Here is a 16606-nt window from a genome sequence, read left to right on the forward strand (position 1 = left end):
GATCTAATCTATCCGTACGCTTTTAAACAGTCGCTTCACCTTTTCCAATTTATCCTTAGAAAGGAGGTGATCCAGCCGCACCTTCCGATACGGCTACCTTGTTACGACTTCACCCCAATCATTGATCCCACCTTCGGCGGCTGGCTCCAAAAGGTTACCTCACCGACTTCGGGTGTTACCAACTCTCGTGGTGTGACGGGCGGTGTGTACAAGGCCCGGGAACGTATTCACCGCGGCATGCTGATCCGCGATTACTAGCGATTCCGGCTTCATGCAGGCGAGTTGCAGCCTGCAATCCGAACTGAGAATGGTTTTATGGGATTTGCTTAACCTCGCGGTCTTGCTGCCCTTTGTACCATCCATTGTAGCACGTGTGTAGCCCAGGTCATAAGGGGCATGATGATTTGACGTCATCCCCACCTTCCTCCGGTTTGTCACCGGCAGTCACTCTAGAGTGCCCAACTGAATGCTGGCAACTAGAATCAAGGGTTGCGCTCGTTGCGGGACTTAACCCAACATCTCACGACACGAGCTGACGACAACCATGCACCACCTGTCACGCTGTCCCCGAAGGGAATGCCTTGTCTCCAAGGTTGTCAGCGGATGTCAAGACCTGGTAAGGTTCTTCGCGTTGCTTCGAATTAAACCACATGCTCCACCGCTTGTGCGGGCCCCCGTCAATTCTTTTGAGTTTCAGCCTTGCGGCCGTACTCCCCAGGCGGAGTGCTTAATGCGTTAACTTCAGCACTAAGGGGCGGAAACCCCCTAACACCTAGCACTCATCGTTTACGGCGTGGACTACCAGGGTATCTAATCCTGTTTGCTCCCCACGCTTTCGCGCCTCAGCGTCAGTTACAGACCAGAGAGTCGCCTTCGCCACTGGTGTTCCTCCACATATCTACGCATTTCACCGCTACACGTGGAATTCCACTCTCCTCTTCTGCACTCAAGTTCCCCAGTTTCCAATGACCCTCCACAGTTAAGCTGTGGGCTTTCACATCAGACTTAAGAAACCGCCTACACGCCCTTTACGCCCAATAATTCCGGACAACGCTTGCCCCCTACGTATTACCGCGGCTGCTGGCACGTAGTTAGCCGGGGCTTTCTGGTCAGGTACCGTCAAGGTACGAGCAGTTACTCTCGTACTTGTTCTTCCCTGACAACAGAGCTTTACGACCCTAAGGCCTTCATCGCTCACGCGGCGTTGCTCCGTCAGACTTTCGTCCATTGCGGAAGATTCCCTACTGCTGCCTCCCGTAGGAGTCTGGGCCGTGTCTCAGTCCCAGTGTGGCCGATCACCCTCTCAGGTCGGCTATGCATCGTCGCCTTGGTGGGCCATTACCCCACCAACTAGCTAATGCACCGCGGGCCCATCTGTAAGTGACAGCCGAAACCGTCTTTCCATTTTCAATCAGGAGAAAGAAAATACTATCCGGTATTAGCCCCGGTTTCCCGGAGTTATCCCAGTCTTACAGGCAGGTTGCCCACGTGTTACTCACCCGTCCGCCGCTCATTCCACTAGAATCACCCCGAAGGGATCATCTAGCTTCCTGCGCTCGACTTGCATGTATTAGGCACGCCGCCAGCGTTCGTCCTGAGCCAAGATCAAACTCTCCATGAAAGTGTGATGCTTTGCTTCTTGCGCTGACGTTGATCTTATAAAAGACCATGTCGTTTAGTTCGTAATTGGTTGTTTTGTTCAGTTTTCAAAGATCAATAACTGCCCTTCGACAGTAAATATATACTATCACCATTATCCGCGTCTGTCAACATAGATTCAAAGAGAAATAGAATAAATGCGAGAAAAGCGTCGGAACGCCTTCCTCAGTATCTTGTCACCTTACTTGAATACCAATTCACCTTTCCATTCCAGCATACCGCCATCCATGTTAATGACATCATAACCCTGGTTCTCCATGAACATAGCAGTGTTCATGCTGCGATGACCGCCCCGGCATACAAGTACATACGTATCTTCTGTCGGCAGCTCAGCCAGCTTCTCGGGCACTTGCTGCATCGGAATATGAATTGCGCCTGGTATCATACCATGCTCAACTTCCTCATCTTCCCTAACATCGATTATCTTATATGAAGTACCGTTTTCGACTAGTTCATCTAATTCTTCTGGTTGTATATTACGCATTAGTGATCAATCCCCCTTATCAAATAGGTAAGCCCCTTCCGTCATACGGAAGGGACTGTTAATTTAATTTGCTACTACATTCACTAGCTTGCCTGGAACAACGACTACTTTACGAACTGTTTTTCCTTCAAGCCAGCTTGCCATTTGATCATTGGAAAGTGCAATTTTCTCTAATTCTTCTTTTGATGCATCATGCGGCACCGTTACTTTTGCCCGCAGCTTGCCCATCGCCTGTAATACAATCTCAACTTCTTGTTCAATGAGTTTCGACTCATCATATACCGGCCATGCTGCATACGTGATTGTATCTTCATAACCCAGCTTACTCCACAACTCTTCCGTAAGATGCGGTGCAACTGGAGAAAGCATCTTTACGAAACCTTCCGCAAATTCCTGCGGGATAACTGAAGCTTTATAACAATCGTTGATAAAGACCATCATCTGAGAGATACCCGTGTTAAAGCGCAGTGCCTCGAAATCCTCTGTCACTTTTTTCACTGTTTCATGATAGCTCTTCTGCAGTTCATCGGCTTCTGTATCTTGGATTTTATCAGAAAGCTCTCCTTCTTCTGTTACAAACAGACGCCATACGCGGTCAAGGAAGCGTCGGGAACCGTCTAACCCATTTGTAGACCACGCAATAGAAGCATCCAAAGGACCCATGAACATTTCGTACATACGAAGCGTATCCGCACCATGTGAGTCAATGACATCATCCGGGTTTACAACATTCCCTTTGGACTTACTCATCTTCTCATTATTCTCTCCAAGAATCATGCCTTGGTTATACAGCTTCTGGAAAGGTTCTTTTGTTGGTACTGCACCAATATCGTATAAGAATTTGTGCCAGAAACGCGCATACAGCAAGTGGAGTACAGCATGCTCTTGCCCACCAATATAAACGTCCACCGGAAGCCATTCCTTCAGCGTGTCGAAGTCAGCAAGTTTATCTGCATTCTTCGGATCGATATAACGAAGGAAGTACCAGCTGCTGCCTGCCCATTGCGGCATTGTATGCGTTTCGCGCTTCCCTTTCATACCTGTTTCCGGATCTGTTACATTCACCCAGTCAGTAATGTTAGCAAGCGGTGACTCTCCAGTACCTGAAGGTTTAATTTCATCTGTTTTCGGAAGAACAAGTGGCAGCTCTTCTTCTGGAACGCCTGTCATAGAGCCATCTTCCCAATGAATAACTGGAATCGGTTCTCCCCAATAACGCTGACGGCTGAATAACCAATCACGCAGGCGATAGCTGATTTTCTTTGATCCATGATTGTTTTCTTCCAGCCAGTCAATTGCAGCTGTGATTGCTTCTTCCTTATTCATACCATTTAAGAAATCAGAATTAATATGAGCTCCTTCGCCAGTATGTGCTTCTTTTTCGATATCAGCACCTTCGATTACAGCTTTAATCGGCAAATTGAAAGCTTTGGCAAATTCATAATCACGCTCATCGTGAGCCGGCACTGCCATAATAGCTCCAGATCCGTAGCTCATTAGAACATAATCAGCAATCCAGATTGGCATCTTCTCGCCATTGACAGGATTAATGGCATAAGCACCAGTGGATACGCCTGTTTTTTCTTTCGCAAGGTCAGTCCGCTCTAAATCACTTTTCGCCGCTACCTCCTGCTTATACGTATCTACAGCTTCTCGCTGCGCTTCTGTTGTAATCGTATCAACAAGCGGGTGTTCTGGAGAAATAACAGCGAAAGTCGCTCCGAATAGTGTATCCGGACGTGTAGTAAACACATCAAAACTTTCTTCTGTTCCATCAATACGGAAGGTCACTTCTGCACCTTCTGAACGTCCGATCCAGTTACGCTGCATTTCTTTTAGATTTTCCGGCCAATCAAGTTCATCAAGGTCTTCCAGCAAACGATCTGCATAAGCAGTTATACGAAGCACCCATTGTTTCATCGGCTTTCGGATAACAGGATGGCCGCCTCGTTCACTCTTCCCATCAATAACTTCTTCATTGGAAAGTACCGTGCCCAGCGCTGGACACCAGTTCACAGCCACTTCATCTACATAAGCAAGTCCTTTTTTATACAATTGAAGGAAAATCCACTGCGTCCATTTATAATAATCCGGATCTGTTGTATTAATTTCACGATCCCAGTCATAAGAGAAACCTAGCTCTTTAATCTGTCTCGTAAACGTAGCAATATTCTTCTTCGTAAACTCCTCTGGATCATTACCTGTATCAAGCGCATACTGTTCTGCCGGAAGTCCAAATGCATCCCAGCCGATTGGATGAAGTACTTCATAACCTTGCATCCGTTTCATCCGAGAAAGTATATCAGTTGCCGTATAACCTTCCGGGTGACCGACGTGCAGACCTGCCCCAGATGGATACGGGAACATATCCAGAGCGTACATCTTCGGTTTTTCCGAGGAAGTATTTGTTTTAAATGTTTTGTTTTCTTCCCAATAAGCTTGCCATTTCTTTTCGATTTCATGATGGTTGAATGACATATTGTGTGCCTCCTGTACTCTCTTCAACTTGACTTGAACAATCTGACCGTGAAACAAAGAAAAAGCCTCTCATCCCAATAATGGGACGAGAGACTTCTCCCGCGGTACCACCCAACTTTAGCGCAAATGCGCCCGCTCGACATTCCTTAACGCGGAAAACGGCAAAAAGTACTGGCAGTTCCCTTTTGCAATTATGAAGGCGAGTTCACAAGCTGCTGGGACGGCTTGCACCAAAAGTGCCGTCTCTCTAGACCGAGCTAAACTTGCTACTGCTCCTTCTCCTCATCGTTCACAGTATTGTTGTGTTCAGTGTACGAAACAGTCCCGCGTTTGTCAAGATTCGGCAGCTTCTGTCTGAAATACAGAAACTGCTTCCTGCAAGTCAGTTGTTACACGCTCAAGTTCACTGACTGTTACAGCCAGCTGTTCATAAGCTTCATATTGTTCATTTGTCGAATGATGGACAATATCCGTTTTGGCTGTATTTTCTTGCAACGTGCTGTTGATTTGCTCCATACGGGACAACACGTCACCGCCGAGCCGTTCTGATTGCGTATTTCCGCTTTGAATTTGCTGCAGCCGACCAGATATAGCTTGAAACTTCTCTTCTATTTCGACAAAGGATGTCTCCATGCTTTCCATCGATGCAGCCTCCGCTTTCGCCAGCTCATTTCCGAACTGAACGGCATCCGATAGACTCATTGTGCCTTGGCGAATTGCACCGACCGATTTATAAATAGCATCTGCAGATACTTTTGATTCATCCGCAAGCTTCCGAATTTCATCTGCCACAACTGCAAAGCCTTTCCCAGCTTCCCCGGCCCGTGCAGCCTCTATTGCTGCATTTAAAGCAAGTAAATTGGTCTGCTCTGCCACAGAAGAAACAGAAGCAACCATTTGTTCAATTTGGTGAGAATATTGTGTAAAGTCTCGAAGTGAGGCTTCCATCAGTTCTCTGCTCTCGTTATTCTTCACCGTAAGCTGCTGTTGATTCACTACTGTCTCCCGGCCGCGCGTGGCAGCTCCAGACGCAAGTTTGCCGAGCTCCACAGTTTCTGTCGCAAGTACAGTGTTCGCTTTGCCTTGCTTGTCCATCTGCTCAATCAGTTCCACCGTCTGCTGAAGATCAGCAGATATACGCTGAGAACCGGACGTGATTTCCCCTACAGAAGCAGCAATGTCATTATGCAGCGATTGAAGATCTTGATTATCTTTATCAATCTCTTGTGACATGCCAGCTACCTCATTGCTTGCTTTTTCAATGGAACCAATCAGCCCTTTCAGCTGTTCCGTCATTTGCCCGAATGCTTCGTTCATTTGTTTAATTTCCAAAGAACCAGCCTTATCTATCGGCTCGACAGTCAAATCACCGGCAGCAATTTGATTCGTTCTGGAAGCAAGCGCCAACAAAGGATCTGCAATGGATTTACTTGTTCTTCGTGAAATATAATTTGTGACGACAATAAGCAGCAAAACACCAATTAAAGACACCACAATGACAAACGTTATTTGATTTTGCAAAGCAAGCTGTTCATCTTCATAAGCAGCCGTACTATAGGCGTTTGCCATGTAAACATCATTCAGCAGTCCTTCCACGCGGCTGGATAACCGCAGCGACTCCATCTCGTTTACATTTGTCAGAAGGCTGGTTACGTCCCCTTGCCATTCCTCATACTTCTCCTTACCTGCCTCCAGGTATACTGCAGACTGTCCCTCAGAAGAAGATAAAAGCTGCTCAAAATTTGATTCAGTTCGATCTAAATAGGTGCGCAAATCCGCTGCTGATGTTTCCGTTCGTATCGTGGAAGTATTCCGTAAAACTTGCCCGGCATTATGCAGCTCACTGTCGAGCTGCTGCAGCTGAAGCAGATGCTGTACTTGTTCGTAGCTGGAAGCATTAATACGAATCATACTCATAATGATGAAAGCAATCAGTACAAAAGCAAGCGCACTTGTACAAATAGATTGCCACAATAATTTCCTTGTCAGTTTCATTTGGCTCGCTCCGCTTCTATCAGCTCTTGAGCAGCAGCATGGACTTTGCCCTCCACTTTATCCGTGATGCTGACAACTGCAATCGGACTTAATCCAACTCCTTGCTCTTCTAAGCCCACATTTGCATCACTCGGCAGCTCTTCACCTTTGTCGTCCTGCTTGAGCAGCTCAAAAATAATATGGTCAACTTGCAGCATAGCTGATGTGACGACTGCTTCAGGTTCCAGATAGGCTTGATCGCCGCCAGCTCCAATAGCATAGGCATGTGCCAGTGCAGCTTGTGTTATCACCGCTTTGCCTGCTTTTCCAGGATCAGCAAAAAGTACATCTGCCCCTTCTTTCAGCAGTTCCTTTGATAACTGACTTCCAGCACGCTGATCATCTGGTGACGCTTCTTGGACTAAAAGCCGCGTGTCCGAATTGGTGTTTTCAATCCCTTCTCTAAAACCCGCCAAATACAGACTGTCCGATTCTCCAATAAATCCTATCTTTCCACTCTTAGTGATTGTTGCTGCTGTTACGCCTGCCAAATAGCCAGCTTCTTCTGCATCGAATTGATAGCCAAACAAATTATCCGCTTTTAAATCAGTTCCAAAACTTATGTATGTTATATCAGGATTGGCTTTGGCCTGTTCAGCGACAGCGTCTCCTGCTTCAGCTTCAAGTGTGATGATTATATTCATCTTTTCTCCCGCCAGCTCTTGAAGTGCCTTTTCATATGACATGTCTGCCGTAATTTCTTTATATGTATAAATAATATCGAGCCTGTCTCTTGCTTTTGTAAGCCCATCGATTGCCAGGTCATTCAATTCCTGATCCCCGAGACCTGCTTCTGTCAGAACGATTCCTACACGTTTCTCTTCATCCAATTTAGCTGCAGCTGGATTAGCAGCACACCCAGCTAAATAGCAGAGGATGAGGACGCATATAGGTAATAGGATACGCTTAAACATGTATTTGTGCCCCCTTCATGTTACTACCTCCCCTACTATGGTCCTTATTCCGACAAGTTTCTACATGTCTTCCGTTAAGTATTTGTAAATTTTCTTTTACAAAAGAGAGATTTGATTTGCTAAATAACCGCAGGTAGCGTAAAAATAAGAGAGAACAATTTGTCAGAGAGAGGATTCATGGAAATGTTAAAACATGTTATTGCTTACGCGCACGAACTGATGGAACAAGTCATTCATCCAGGAGATACCGTCATTGATGCAACTTGCGGTAACGGAAACGATACACTCGTATTGAGCCGGTTAGTTGGAGATAAAGGAAAGGTGCTGGCATTCGATATACAGGAACAAGCAATCGAAATGACAAGCAAACACCTAACGATGCATGATGTTACAAATACAACGTTGATTCTGGACAGCCACCAGCGCGTCGACCATTATATAACCGCTGAGGATGAAGGAAAACTTGCGGGCGCTATTTTTAACCTCGGTTACCTTCCAGGCAGCAGCAAAGCCATTACAACAAATGCTGAAAGTACCATTACAGCTATTGAGAAGATTCGCCACAGCATGAAACCTGGAGGAAGAATTGTACTCGTTGTCTATCATGGGCATGCGGAAGGCGCCATTGAAAAAGAAGGGTTGCTTGCACACGTTAAAGAGTATGATCAAAAGCAGTACGCTGTCTTGCAGTACCGCTTCCTTAACCAAAAAAATAATCCCCCGTTCATCATTGCAATTGAGAAGAAAAAGAAAAAATGAAAGAAGCGCGACACCCCTAGCTAATCGGGGTACGCGCTTCTTTCATTTTGTTATAAGCTTTTACATTCAGATGGAAAAATTTCGACTTATTCCCACTTGCACGCAGCAAAGACTTAATCGTTTGTTTGCCATCTGCTAACAAGTTCACTTTCCGGTCTGCTAAGTACAGGCCCACAAGGCCGTGATGCACCATCTCATGGAAGGAAGCGTGCGGAAGCTGCTGAACGCTTTCGTTGGTCCGGTCGATAAAATAGAGAAGTCTTTCGCGCATCTCCTCTGAATCTCTGTAATAATGACAGAAATTCAAATCGCCTTCTTCTTCGTCTTCCATTTGGTCAATATAGTAATCCAGCAGAATATGCAATCCTTGCATATAAGGGAAATAACTGCGGTAAATATCATCTGCCAGCTGATGATGAAGTTCCATACCCATACCATAAGATACAAAACAGAATATACCTAACGTGGAACCGCTGCAGGCGGAAAATTCATACCAGCTTAAATCCTGATACTCCGCTTGGTGGTCAGCAAACCAATTTGTAAGTCGTTCCATCCGCTCTTCTTTCGCAACATGCTTGTGCACTTGCAAGTCACCATACAAACCAGATAACTTTAGCAAATACGGCTGAATTATCTTCAGATTCGGCTGCTTGCTTAAAATCGTTTGACATGTAGACACGAGCGCATGCAAGTAGCCGCCATCTTCCCGTTCTTCACGGAGCGCATAATAATCTTTTAAAGACTCACCAGGCTGCAGTGCATCCAGCATGGATTGGTGCAGCAGACGAAAATCATCGGGATCAAGTGAAGTACTGCGGTCACAAAGATTATCTAGGTAGTCACTGATAGTTTGATAAGCAATAATAAATTTAATCGATTGTTTCCAGGCATCGCCAGCGAGCAGGCTGTATACAGCTCCGCCTTGACAGTGAAATCGCTTCGTTCGAATACTTTCCAAAGCCTGTTTACGAAGTTCCGGATTAGGAATTGCCTCTGCTCGTTTTGTCCACACTTCTAATTCTTTATGTACTTCCGGGAAAATTTTCCGATATACTTGATGCATAAGTAAAACTGATGATTTCGGTATTTGTTGGGCCATAGTATGATTTCGCTCCTCGAATTCCGGTATTATCTCTTTCTTTCTAAAAAAACTAGTAAGTCTATAAGAACATAAACGAAAGGAGTATTCAAATGATTTACGAATACGACAAGAAACGTCCACATGTTCATAAGGAAGCTTATGTAGCTCCGGATGCTGTTATCACAGGCGATGTCACAATTAAAAAGGATGCGAGTATTTGGTTTAAGACAGTCATTCGTGGAGATGTTTCTCCCGTAGTAATTGGAGAAGGTGCCAATGTACAAGATTTTTGCATGCTTCACCAAAGTCCTAACCTTCCTCTTATTATAAAGGAAGGAGCTACGATTGGTCACCAAGTTACACTGCATTCTTGCACAATTGGTAAAAATTCTCTTGTTGGTATGGGTTCTCTCGTACTAGATGGCGCTATTATTGAAGATGGCGCATACCTTGGCGCAGGTTCTCTCGTGCCTCCCGGAAAGACGATACCTGCGGGCAAACTTGCCTTTGGCAGACCAGCAAAAGTTGTACGGGATTTGACGGATGCTGATTACCGGGATATGGAACGCATCCGAATAGAATATATAACTAAAAGCAAGCAATATAAAGAGACAACGTAAGAAAAGCCGTTCCTGCAGCAGGAACGGCTTTTCTACTTAAGTAGTCTGTAATTTACTTCCTACTTTATCAACTTTTTGGAACTCTGCGAAGTCATATTTGCGCTCCACATAGATTTGATGCCATAGCATGAAGGCAAGTACAGTCCAGATCTTACGGCTGTAATCCCCTTTTCCTTGGCAGTGCGCCTCTAGTAAATTCAAAATATAATCTTTATGCAGCAAATGATCTGTCTGACTTTCGTGAATCAATGTTTTCGCCCAGCTGTTTAGTTCGTTCTTCAACCAGTGGCGCATTGGTACCGGGAAACCAAGTTTCTTACGGTTTAGTACGTGATCCGGCACAATGCCTTCTACCGCTTCACGCAGCAAGCTTTTCGTCGTGTTGTTTGCAATCTTCAAATCTTCTGGTATCTCACGTGCAACACGGAATACTTCTTTATCAAGGAAAGGCACGCGCAGCTCAAGAGAATGCGCCATCGTCATTTTATCTGCTTTCAACAAGATGTCTCCGCGCAGCCATGTATGAATGTCGATGTATTGCATCTGATCAACGAGTGATTCGTTTTTAACATTCTCATACAATGGCGCCGTTAGCTGCTGATAACTAATGGAATCATCGTACGTTTTCAACAGTTTTTGCAAGTCATGTTTTTCAAACATCTTCGCATTACCGATATAGCGATCTTTCAGTGGTGTTGTACCGCGCTCTAAGAAACTCTTTCCGCGTACGCCTTCTGGAAGAACTTTTGCCACACGATTAAGCAGGGCTTTAGCAGGACCTGGAATGCTGTCAAACATACGCAGAGATTCTGGTTCGCGGTAAATATTATACCCGCCGAATAGCTCATCAGAACCTTCACCAGACAGTGCAACTGTCACATGTTTACTCGCTTCTCTCGCTACGAAATACAACGCAATTGCGGATGGGTCCGCTAGTGGGTCATCCATATGCCACATGATTTTCGGAAGTTTTTCCAAATACTCTTCTGGCGTAATAATATGCGAGTAGTTCTCCACACCAATTTTCTCAGCGGTTTCTTTCGCTACATCCACTTCAGAGAAGCCTTCGCGTTCAAATCCTACCGAGAAAGTTTTCAAGTTCGGGTTAAATTGCTTGGCAATTGCTACAATAATCGAAGAATCAATCCCCCGGAAAGGAACGATCCTACCGGCACATCACTGCGCATATGCTTGCTGACAGAATCATGCAGCACATCTTGAATGCGTGTAATCCAAGCTTGCTTGTCCATGATTTTCGGTGAGAATGTCGCATGCCAGTAGCGATGCAATTCCATCGGCTCCCCTTCACGCTTCACAAAGTAATGACCTGGCTCCACTCGCTTAATCCCTTCTGTCATCGTAAGCGGTTCCGGTACGTACTGATAGCTCAAATACTGCTGCAATGCTTCCGTATCAACTGTCTCGGTTTCTTCAAGAAGCGTAATACTCTTCTTCTCAGATGCAAAGAAGATGTCATCGTCGGTTTCTTTGTAGAAGAGCGGTTTAATTCCGAATGGATCACGCGCTCCGTAGAATGTTTTCTTCTCTTTGTCCCATAGCAAAATGCTGAACATACCGCGAAGCTCTTTAAAAGCCTCTGCTCCGTATGTATGGTACATCGCAGCAATGACCTCTGTATCGGATTCTGTTTTAAAGGTTGAACCTTTTTTCAGCAAATCTTCGCGCAGCTCAACATAGTTGTAAATCTCACCATTGAAGACCATCCAAATTCTCTCGTCATCATAACTCAATGGCTGTACACCAGCTTCAATATCAATAATACTCAAACGGCGGAAACCGAATGAGACATGCTCATCATGGTAATATCCTTCATCATCCGGTCCGCGGTGGGTGATGATGTTGTTTTGTTGTTGGAATTTATCCTTTTCAGCTTGCGTTAGTTGTTTTACGTTTTTTCTAATGACGCCAATCAAACCACACATTTACATTTAGCCTCTCTTTCATTCCTTCTAGCCTTTAATTATAGCACAAAACAATTCGAATCTTGTATCAAGAATATGGGTGCCGGCACAAAAAGAGCAAGAGCGAAAATTGCGCTCTTGCTTTTAACAGATTATGCGAATGTATAGCTTTTCAGCTGTGCTGCTCTGTCTGTCTGCTCCCAAGGGAAGTTTTTGTCTGTGCGTCCAAAATGACCGTACGCAGCTGTATCTTTGTAGATTGGCTGACGCAGGTTCAGCATCTTGATGATACCAGCTGGACGTAAATCAAATAGATCGCGTACTGCATTCACCAAAGCTTCTTGCGTTTGTTTGCCTGTTCCGAATGTATCAATACTGATAGAAACCGGTTCAGCAACACCAATTGCATACGCAAGCTGTACTTCACATTTATCTGCAAGACCAGCTGCGACGATATTTTTCGCCACATAACGCGCTGCATAAGCTCCGGAACGATCCACTTTTGTAGCATCTTTTCCGCTGAAAGCACCGCCTCCGTGACGTGCATAGCCACCGTACGTGTCGACGATAATCTTACGGCCAGTCAAACCAGCATCACCTTGAGGACCCCCAATAACGAAACGTCCTGTCGGGTTAATAATGTATTTTGTATCTTCATCCAGCAATTCAGCAGGAACAACAGGCTTGATGACAAGCTCTTTTAAGTCAGCATGAATCTGCGCCTGTTCTGCTTCTGGGTGGTGCTGTGTGGAAATGACGATGGTATCAATCCGCACCGGCTGATTATTTTCATCGTATTCTACTGTTACTTGTGTTTTACCATCTGGACGCAAGTAGTCCACAACCTCATCTTTCCGCACCTTAGCCAATTGCTTGGAAAGGCGGTGAGCAAGCGAAATAGGAAGCGGCATAAATTCAGGCGTTTCATTGCTGGCATAACCAAACATTAATCCTTGGTCGCCAGCACCAATTGCATCAATCTCTTCGTCTGACATATGCCCTTCGCGAGCTTCCAATGCTTGATTGACTCCGCCTGCAATATCAGGGGATTGCTCATCGATTGCTGTTAAAACAGCACACGTATCAGCATCAAAGCCGTATTTTGCACGGGTATAACCAATTTCTTTGATCGTGTTGCGCACGATACTTTGAATATCAACATAAGCACTTGTCGTGATTTCACCTGCGACAAGCACTAGCCCTGTGGTCACTGTTGTCTCACAAGCAACACGGGCATTTGGATCCTTGGACAGGATTTCATCTAATATAGCATCCGAGATTTGGTCACAGATTTTATCCGGGTGGCCTTCAGTAACGGATTCTGAGGTAAATAATCGACGATTAGCAGTCATTCTGCCAAATCCCCCTTCAACTACAATTAATACGGAAGTTCTACTCTTTCCAAGTATGTTATTAAGAAACTTGATAATGGGTGAAGGTTTGAAAGAGCACTACAATTAGTATTGCTCTTTTTTTAGTATTAAGCCGTGACATGAAAAAAACCTTCTATGCATAACAGAAGGCTGGCTTATTCCCTCTCTTATCGTTCAAGGTATCCCTTGCTCAGGTTGAGCACCATTTCACGTGTTGTGACGGTTGCCGGGTTTCTTAGGGCCTGTCCCTCCGCCTACTCTGAATAAGAGTGTTTCCGCTCGCACTTATGTTATCGAAACAACGCCCATAAGTCAATAAAATCCTACAAATACCGACTGTGTATATAGGGATTGCTATACGTTCCAATTTGACATTTTCATTGCAATTTAAAATAGTATGTATTAATATCTTAATGTGTTATACTATTATAAATTAAACAAAACAAAGGGCGGGATCTTAAATGCGAATGATGCATGCAGCAGCAGCTTTAGAGGAATTACGCAATCAGCCAAATGTAAAAAGAAACTTATCTGTGGCACAGCTGACAGAGGCGGCACTATCCCGTCATGAAGCGCGTCTGACAGAAACAGGCGCCTTGCGAGCAGCTACCGGAAAGTATACTGGACGCTCACCTAAGGATAAATTTATCGTACAAGACGAACTCTCCGAAAATAAAGTAGACTGGGGTAAAGTGAACCAGCCCATCAGCGAAGAAATATTTGAGCATTTATTAGATAAGGCTGTGAATTACTTACAGGCTCAAGAAGAAGTTTTCTCCTTCCAGGGTTTTGCTGGAGCGGATGAACGTTATCATTTACCAATTCAAGTAATCAATGAGTACGCGTGGCACAATTTATTTGCTCATCAGCTGTTCATCCGGCCATCTGATGAAGAGCTGGCAGCACATAAACCTGCTTTCACTGTTATTTCGGCACCTGGTGTGAAAGCAGATCCAGCTGTTGATGGCACAAACTCGGAAGCATTTGTCGTTGTATCATTCAAACAGCGTGTTATCGTTATCGGCGGAACAGAATATGCCGGTGAAATGAAGAAATCCATCTTCTCTGTTATGAATTTCTTACTGCCGCAGCAGGAAGTCATGCCCATGCATTGCTCTGCCAATGTCGGAGCAGACGGAGATACAGCTTTATTCTTCGGTTTATCAGGCACAGGCAAGACAACACTTTCTGCAGATTCCAATCGCCCTTTGATTGGAGATGATGAACATGGGTGGTCTCCGGACGGCGTCTTCAACATAGAAGGCGGATGCTATGCTAAGTGCATTAACTTATCTGCTGAGAAAGAACCGGAAATCCACGGAGCAATCAAATTCGGCACTATCCTTGAAAACGTCACGGTAAATGAGAATGGCGTATGTGACTATGATGATGGGTCGGTAACTGAAAACACCCGTGCCGCTTATCCGATTGATTATATAGAAGGAAGCCTTCCAAAAAGCAAGGCTGGTCAACCGAAGACAATCGTTTTTCTGACTGCTGATGCTACCGGAGTACTTCCCCCTATCAGCAAACTGACGACCGAACAAGCAATGTATCATTTCTTAAGTGGGTATACGAGTAAGCTTGCCGGCACAGAGCGAGGTGTTACTGAACCAGAAGCAACGTTCTCTACTTGTTTTGGCGCTCCATTCCTTCCGCTTGCACCCGCTGTTTATGCAGAGATGCTAGGCGATAAGATCAGCACACACCATGCAGAGGTGTATCTCGTGAATACAGGTTGGACTGGCGGCGACTATCACACAGGCGCGAGAATGAAACTTACGTATACGAGAAGAATGGTGCAAGCGGCACTGTCAGGAGAGCTGAAAGATATCCGTACAGCCGAGGACGAGATTTTCGGCTTGCATGTTCCAGTTTCTTGCCCAGACGTACCGACTGCCCTCTTAATGCCTGAAAATGCATGGGAGAATAAAACTGCTTACAAAGAAAAAGCACAGGAACTAGCAACGAAGTTTCATCGTAATTTTGAGAAATTCGATTTTATTGATGAGGCCATTCGCCAAGCAGGTCCGTTATATAAATAACAGAAAAGGACTGCCACCGAAGCCGAACGCTTCAGGGCAGTCCTTTTACATGGATTTCTCTAAGTTATTTATGTGGTGCAGTGCACTTGGCAATACTTTATCTTTCATCATGAAACTGTAATCAGCCTGCTGCGCCAAATGGGAAGGAAACCGATCAACAAGCACCGGACCATATGTTTCCAGATAGTTAGACTTCTTTTTCATCTCCGAAATAATGGCGTAATAGACATTTTTCACAATATGACCTGCCTTGCCGGCTACAAAGTATTGGCCAACATATTTAAGCTGCTGTACAACACCGCCTGTCTCCTCCATTACTTCCCGCATTGCCGCATGTTCTGCGGTCTCGCCTTTTTCTACTTTACCGCCCGGGAATTCCAATCCCCGATCTTTATGCCGCGTTAACAGCCACTTACTGCCATACCGGCATATGACCCAAACATGTTTAGGGTGATCAGAAAATGGATGGTCGGCGAAAGACATCTTCACTTCATTATTGTAGTAATCTCTGAATGTAATCATCGTCCCACTGCCTTCTTCTTCACATCAAACCTACAAGTATTTGACTTCTGCGATCTTCCAGCCTCCGTCATACAAGAATTTGATTTCGATTGTATAATTACCGTGCAGTTCATCTGCATTGCTTTGTGTAATTGTAACATACTTATCGGACTCTGTTTTTACTTTGTATGAATTATCTGGATTGTACCATGCAGGTGTTTCAGTTGGCACAATATATAACCCGTCTGCCTTCTCTGTGAAGTAAAAGTCAACCATAGGTTTGCTTACCGTTCTGGCAGCCACCTCATCGAAGCTTTTCAATAGTTCTTCCTTCGTATCGTAGTTGATGACCTTATAGTTTGCATCAATATCTTGTGTAATCTTGTCCATAAATGCAGCTGTCAGTTTATTAATTTGAGCTTGTGTCAGCTCTTGCTTTTCAGTTGTTTGGTCTTCCGCTGCCTGACTGCTCTCTGTCGTTACTGCGAATATATTCTCTGAATGGTATGATAGCGCAAATGTAATTGGGACTAGGAGTGTGATTATGACAGCAAGTGCTTTCTTCCAAGATGAACGTCTCATATGTATTCCTCCTTATTTAGTCTTAGTATTAGGTATTCCTCATCTTAGGTTATTTAAAACCCATATGTTTGCTTTAGTTAACTTTGTCTCCAATGGCATCAATCTCATTAACCTCCTCCCAAACACCTACTAATCTTGATATGGATAGGTAATT

General features: G+C 44.8%; 11 protein-coding genes, 1 rRNA gene, 1 pseudogene, 1 riboswitch and 1 other annotated feature. Of the genes and pseudogenes, 3 read left to right on the plus strand and 10 right to left on the minus strand.

Features of this window, described 5'->3' with window-relative positions; translation table 11 throughout:
- Positions 1-59: 59 nt before the first annotated feature.
- The 5 genes from KS242_RS12085 to KS242_RS12105 all read right to left on the minus strand — a co-directional run bounded on the left by KS242_RS12085 (position 60) and on the right by KS242_RS12105 (position 7569).
- A 16S ribosomal RNA gene (locus KS242_RS12085) occupies positions 60-1621 on the minus strand.
- 219 nt (positions 1622-1840) lie between these two features.
- Complete coding sequence (locus KS242_RS12090) at positions 1841-2143, minus strand: rhodanese-like domain-containing protein (RefSeq protein ID WP_217321564.1); 303 nt, start codon at positions 2141-2143, stop codon at positions 1841-1843.
- Between the two features lie 63 nt (positions 2144-2206).
- Positions 2207-4621 carry a leucine--tRNA ligase gene (gene leuS / locus KS242_RS12095; protein WP_217321565.1) on the minus strand — a complete coding sequence of 805 codons (2415 nt, stop codon included), beginning with the start codon at positions 4619-4621 and terminating at the stop codon, positions 2207-2209.
- Positions 4622-4699: 78 nt separating this feature from the next.
- Positions 4700-4913, minus strand: a binding site (T-box leader).
- 41 nt (positions 4914-4954) lie between these two features.
- Positions 4955-6616 carry a methyl-accepting chemotaxis protein gene (locus KS242_RS12100; RefSeq protein WP_217321566.1) on the minus strand — a complete coding sequence of 554 codons (1662 nt, stop codon included), beginning with the start codon at positions 6614-6616 and terminating at the stop codon, positions 4955-4957.
- Complete coding sequence (locus KS242_RS12105) at positions 6613-7569, minus strand: BMP family ABC transporter substrate-binding protein (protein WP_217321567.1); 957 nt, start codon at positions 7567-7569, stop codon at positions 6613-6615. Before KS242_RS12105 ends, KS242_RS12100 begins: the two co-directional genes overlap by 4 nt.
- Positions 7570-7746: 177 nt before the next feature.
- Here KS242_RS12105 and KS242_RS12110 point away from each other — a divergent pair, with 177 nt between their 5' ends.
- Positions 7747-8328: a tRNA 5-(aminomethyl)-2-thiouridylate-methyltransferase MnmM gene (locus tag KS242_RS12110; protein WP_371747544.1), complete on the plus strand. Its 582-nt coding sequence runs from the start codon at positions 7747-7749 to the stop codon at positions 8326-8328.
- A 16-nt stretch (positions 8329-8344) separates the two neighbouring features.
- Here the strand turns inward: KS242_RS12110 and KS242_RS12115 are convergent, their stop codons facing one another.
- Positions 8345-9427 (minus strand): tetraprenyl-beta-curcumene synthase family protein, encoded by a 1083-nt coding sequence (locus KS242_RS12115; RefSeq protein ID WP_217321568.1) that lies wholly within the window; start codon positions 9425-9427, stop codon positions 8345-8347.
- Positions 9428-9519: 92 nt separating this feature from the next.
- Between KS242_RS12115 and KS242_RS12120 the strand changes: the two genes are divergently transcribed.
- Positions 9520-10029, plus strand: a complete 510-nt coding sequence (locus KS242_RS12120) for a gamma carbonic anhydrase (protein WP_217321569.1) — start codon at positions 9520-9522, stop codon at positions 10027-10029.
- Positions 10030-10065: 36 nt separating this feature from the next.
- Here the strand turns inward: KS242_RS12120 and asnB are convergent.
- Together asnB and metK are read right to left on the minus strand one after the other, a co-directional pair.
- Positions 10066-11972 (minus strand): annotated as a pseudogene (gene asnB / locus KS242_RS12125) (asparagine synthase (glutamine-hydrolyzing)).
- Positions 11973-12103: 131 nt separating this feature from the next.
- Positions 12104-13303, minus strand: coding sequence for a methionine adenosyltransferase (gene metK, locus KS242_RS12130; protein WP_217321570.1), 1200 nt, complete (start codon positions 13301-13303; stop codon positions 12104-12106).
- Positions 13304-13488: 185 nt separating this feature from the next.
- Positions 13489-13594: riboswitch (SAM riboswitch) on the minus strand.
- Positions 13595-13785: 191 nt separating this feature from the next.
- Between metK and pckA the strand changes: the two genes are divergently transcribed.
- Positions 13786-15369, plus strand: coding sequence for a phosphoenolpyruvate carboxykinase (ATP) (gene pckA / locus KS242_RS12135; RefSeq protein WP_217321571.1), 1584 nt, complete (start codon positions 13786-13788; stop codon positions 15367-15369).
- A gap of 45 nt (positions 15370-15414) precedes the next feature.
- On the opposite strand, the gene ytkD is transcribed toward pckA, so the two are convergent.
- Together ytkD and KS242_RS12145 are read right to left on the minus strand one after the other, a co-directional pair.
- Complete coding sequence (gene ytkD, locus KS242_RS12140) at positions 15415-15891, minus strand: RNA deprotection pyrophosphohydrolase (protein WP_217321572.1); 477 nt, start codon at positions 15889-15891, stop codon at positions 15415-15417.
- 30 nt (positions 15892-15921) lie between these two features.
- Positions 15922-16452 carry a hypothetical protein gene (locus KS242_RS12145; RefSeq protein WP_217321573.1) on the minus strand — a complete coding sequence of 177 codons (531 nt, stop codon included), beginning with the start codon at positions 16450-16452 and terminating at the stop codon, positions 15922-15924.
- Positions 16453-16606: the final 154 nt, after the last annotated feature.

Origin of the sequence: Terribacillus sp. DMT04 (assembly GCF_019056395.1) — a bacterium.
Lineage (GTDB): Bacteria > Bacillota > Bacilli > Bacillales > Amphibacillaceae > Terribacillus > Terribacillus aidingensis_A.

Bases quoted from the DNA above. Each gene is read 5' to 3' on its own strand.
- metK (WP_217321570.1), bottom strand. From the start codon at position 13,303: ATGACTGCTAATCGTCGATTATTTACCTCAGAATCCGTTACTGAAGGC.
- KS242_RS12120 (WP_217321569.1), top strand. From the start codon at position 9,520: ATGATTTACGAATACGACAAGAAACGTCCACATGTTCATAAGGAAGCT.
- KS242_RS12115 (WP_217321568.1), bottom strand. From the start codon at position 9,427: ATGGCCCAACAAATACCGAAATCATCAGTTTTACTTATGCATCAAGTA.
- pckA (WP_217321571.1), top strand. From the start codon at position 13,786: ATGCGAATGATGCATGCAGCAGCAGCTTTAGAGGAATTACGCAATCAG.
- leuS (WP_217321565.1), bottom strand. From the start codon at position 4,621: ATGTCATTCAACCATCATGAAATCGAAAAGAAATGGCAAGCTTATTGG.
- KS242_RS12105 (WP_217321567.1), bottom strand. From the start codon at position 7,569: ATGTTTAAGCGTATCCTATTACCTATATGCGTCCTCATCCTCTGCTAT.
- KS242_RS12090 (WP_217321564.1), bottom strand. From the start codon at position 2,143: ATGCGTAATATACAACCAGAAGAATTAGATGAACTAGTCGAAAACGGT.
- KS242_RS12145 (WP_217321573.1), bottom strand. From the start codon at position 16,452: ATGAGACGTTCATCTTGGAAGAAAGCACTTGCTGTCATAATCACACTC.
- ytkD (WP_217321572.1), bottom strand. From the start codon at position 15,891: ATGATTACATTCAGAGATTACTACAATAATGAAGTGAAGATGTCTTTC.
- KS242_RS12100 (WP_217321566.1), bottom strand. From the start codon at position 6,616: ATGAAACTGACAAGGAAATTATTGTGGCAATCTATTTGTACAAGTGCG.
- KS242_RS12110 (WP_371747544.1), top strand. From the start codon at position 7,747: ATGGAAATGTTAAAACATGTTATTGCTTACGCGCACGAACTGATGGAA.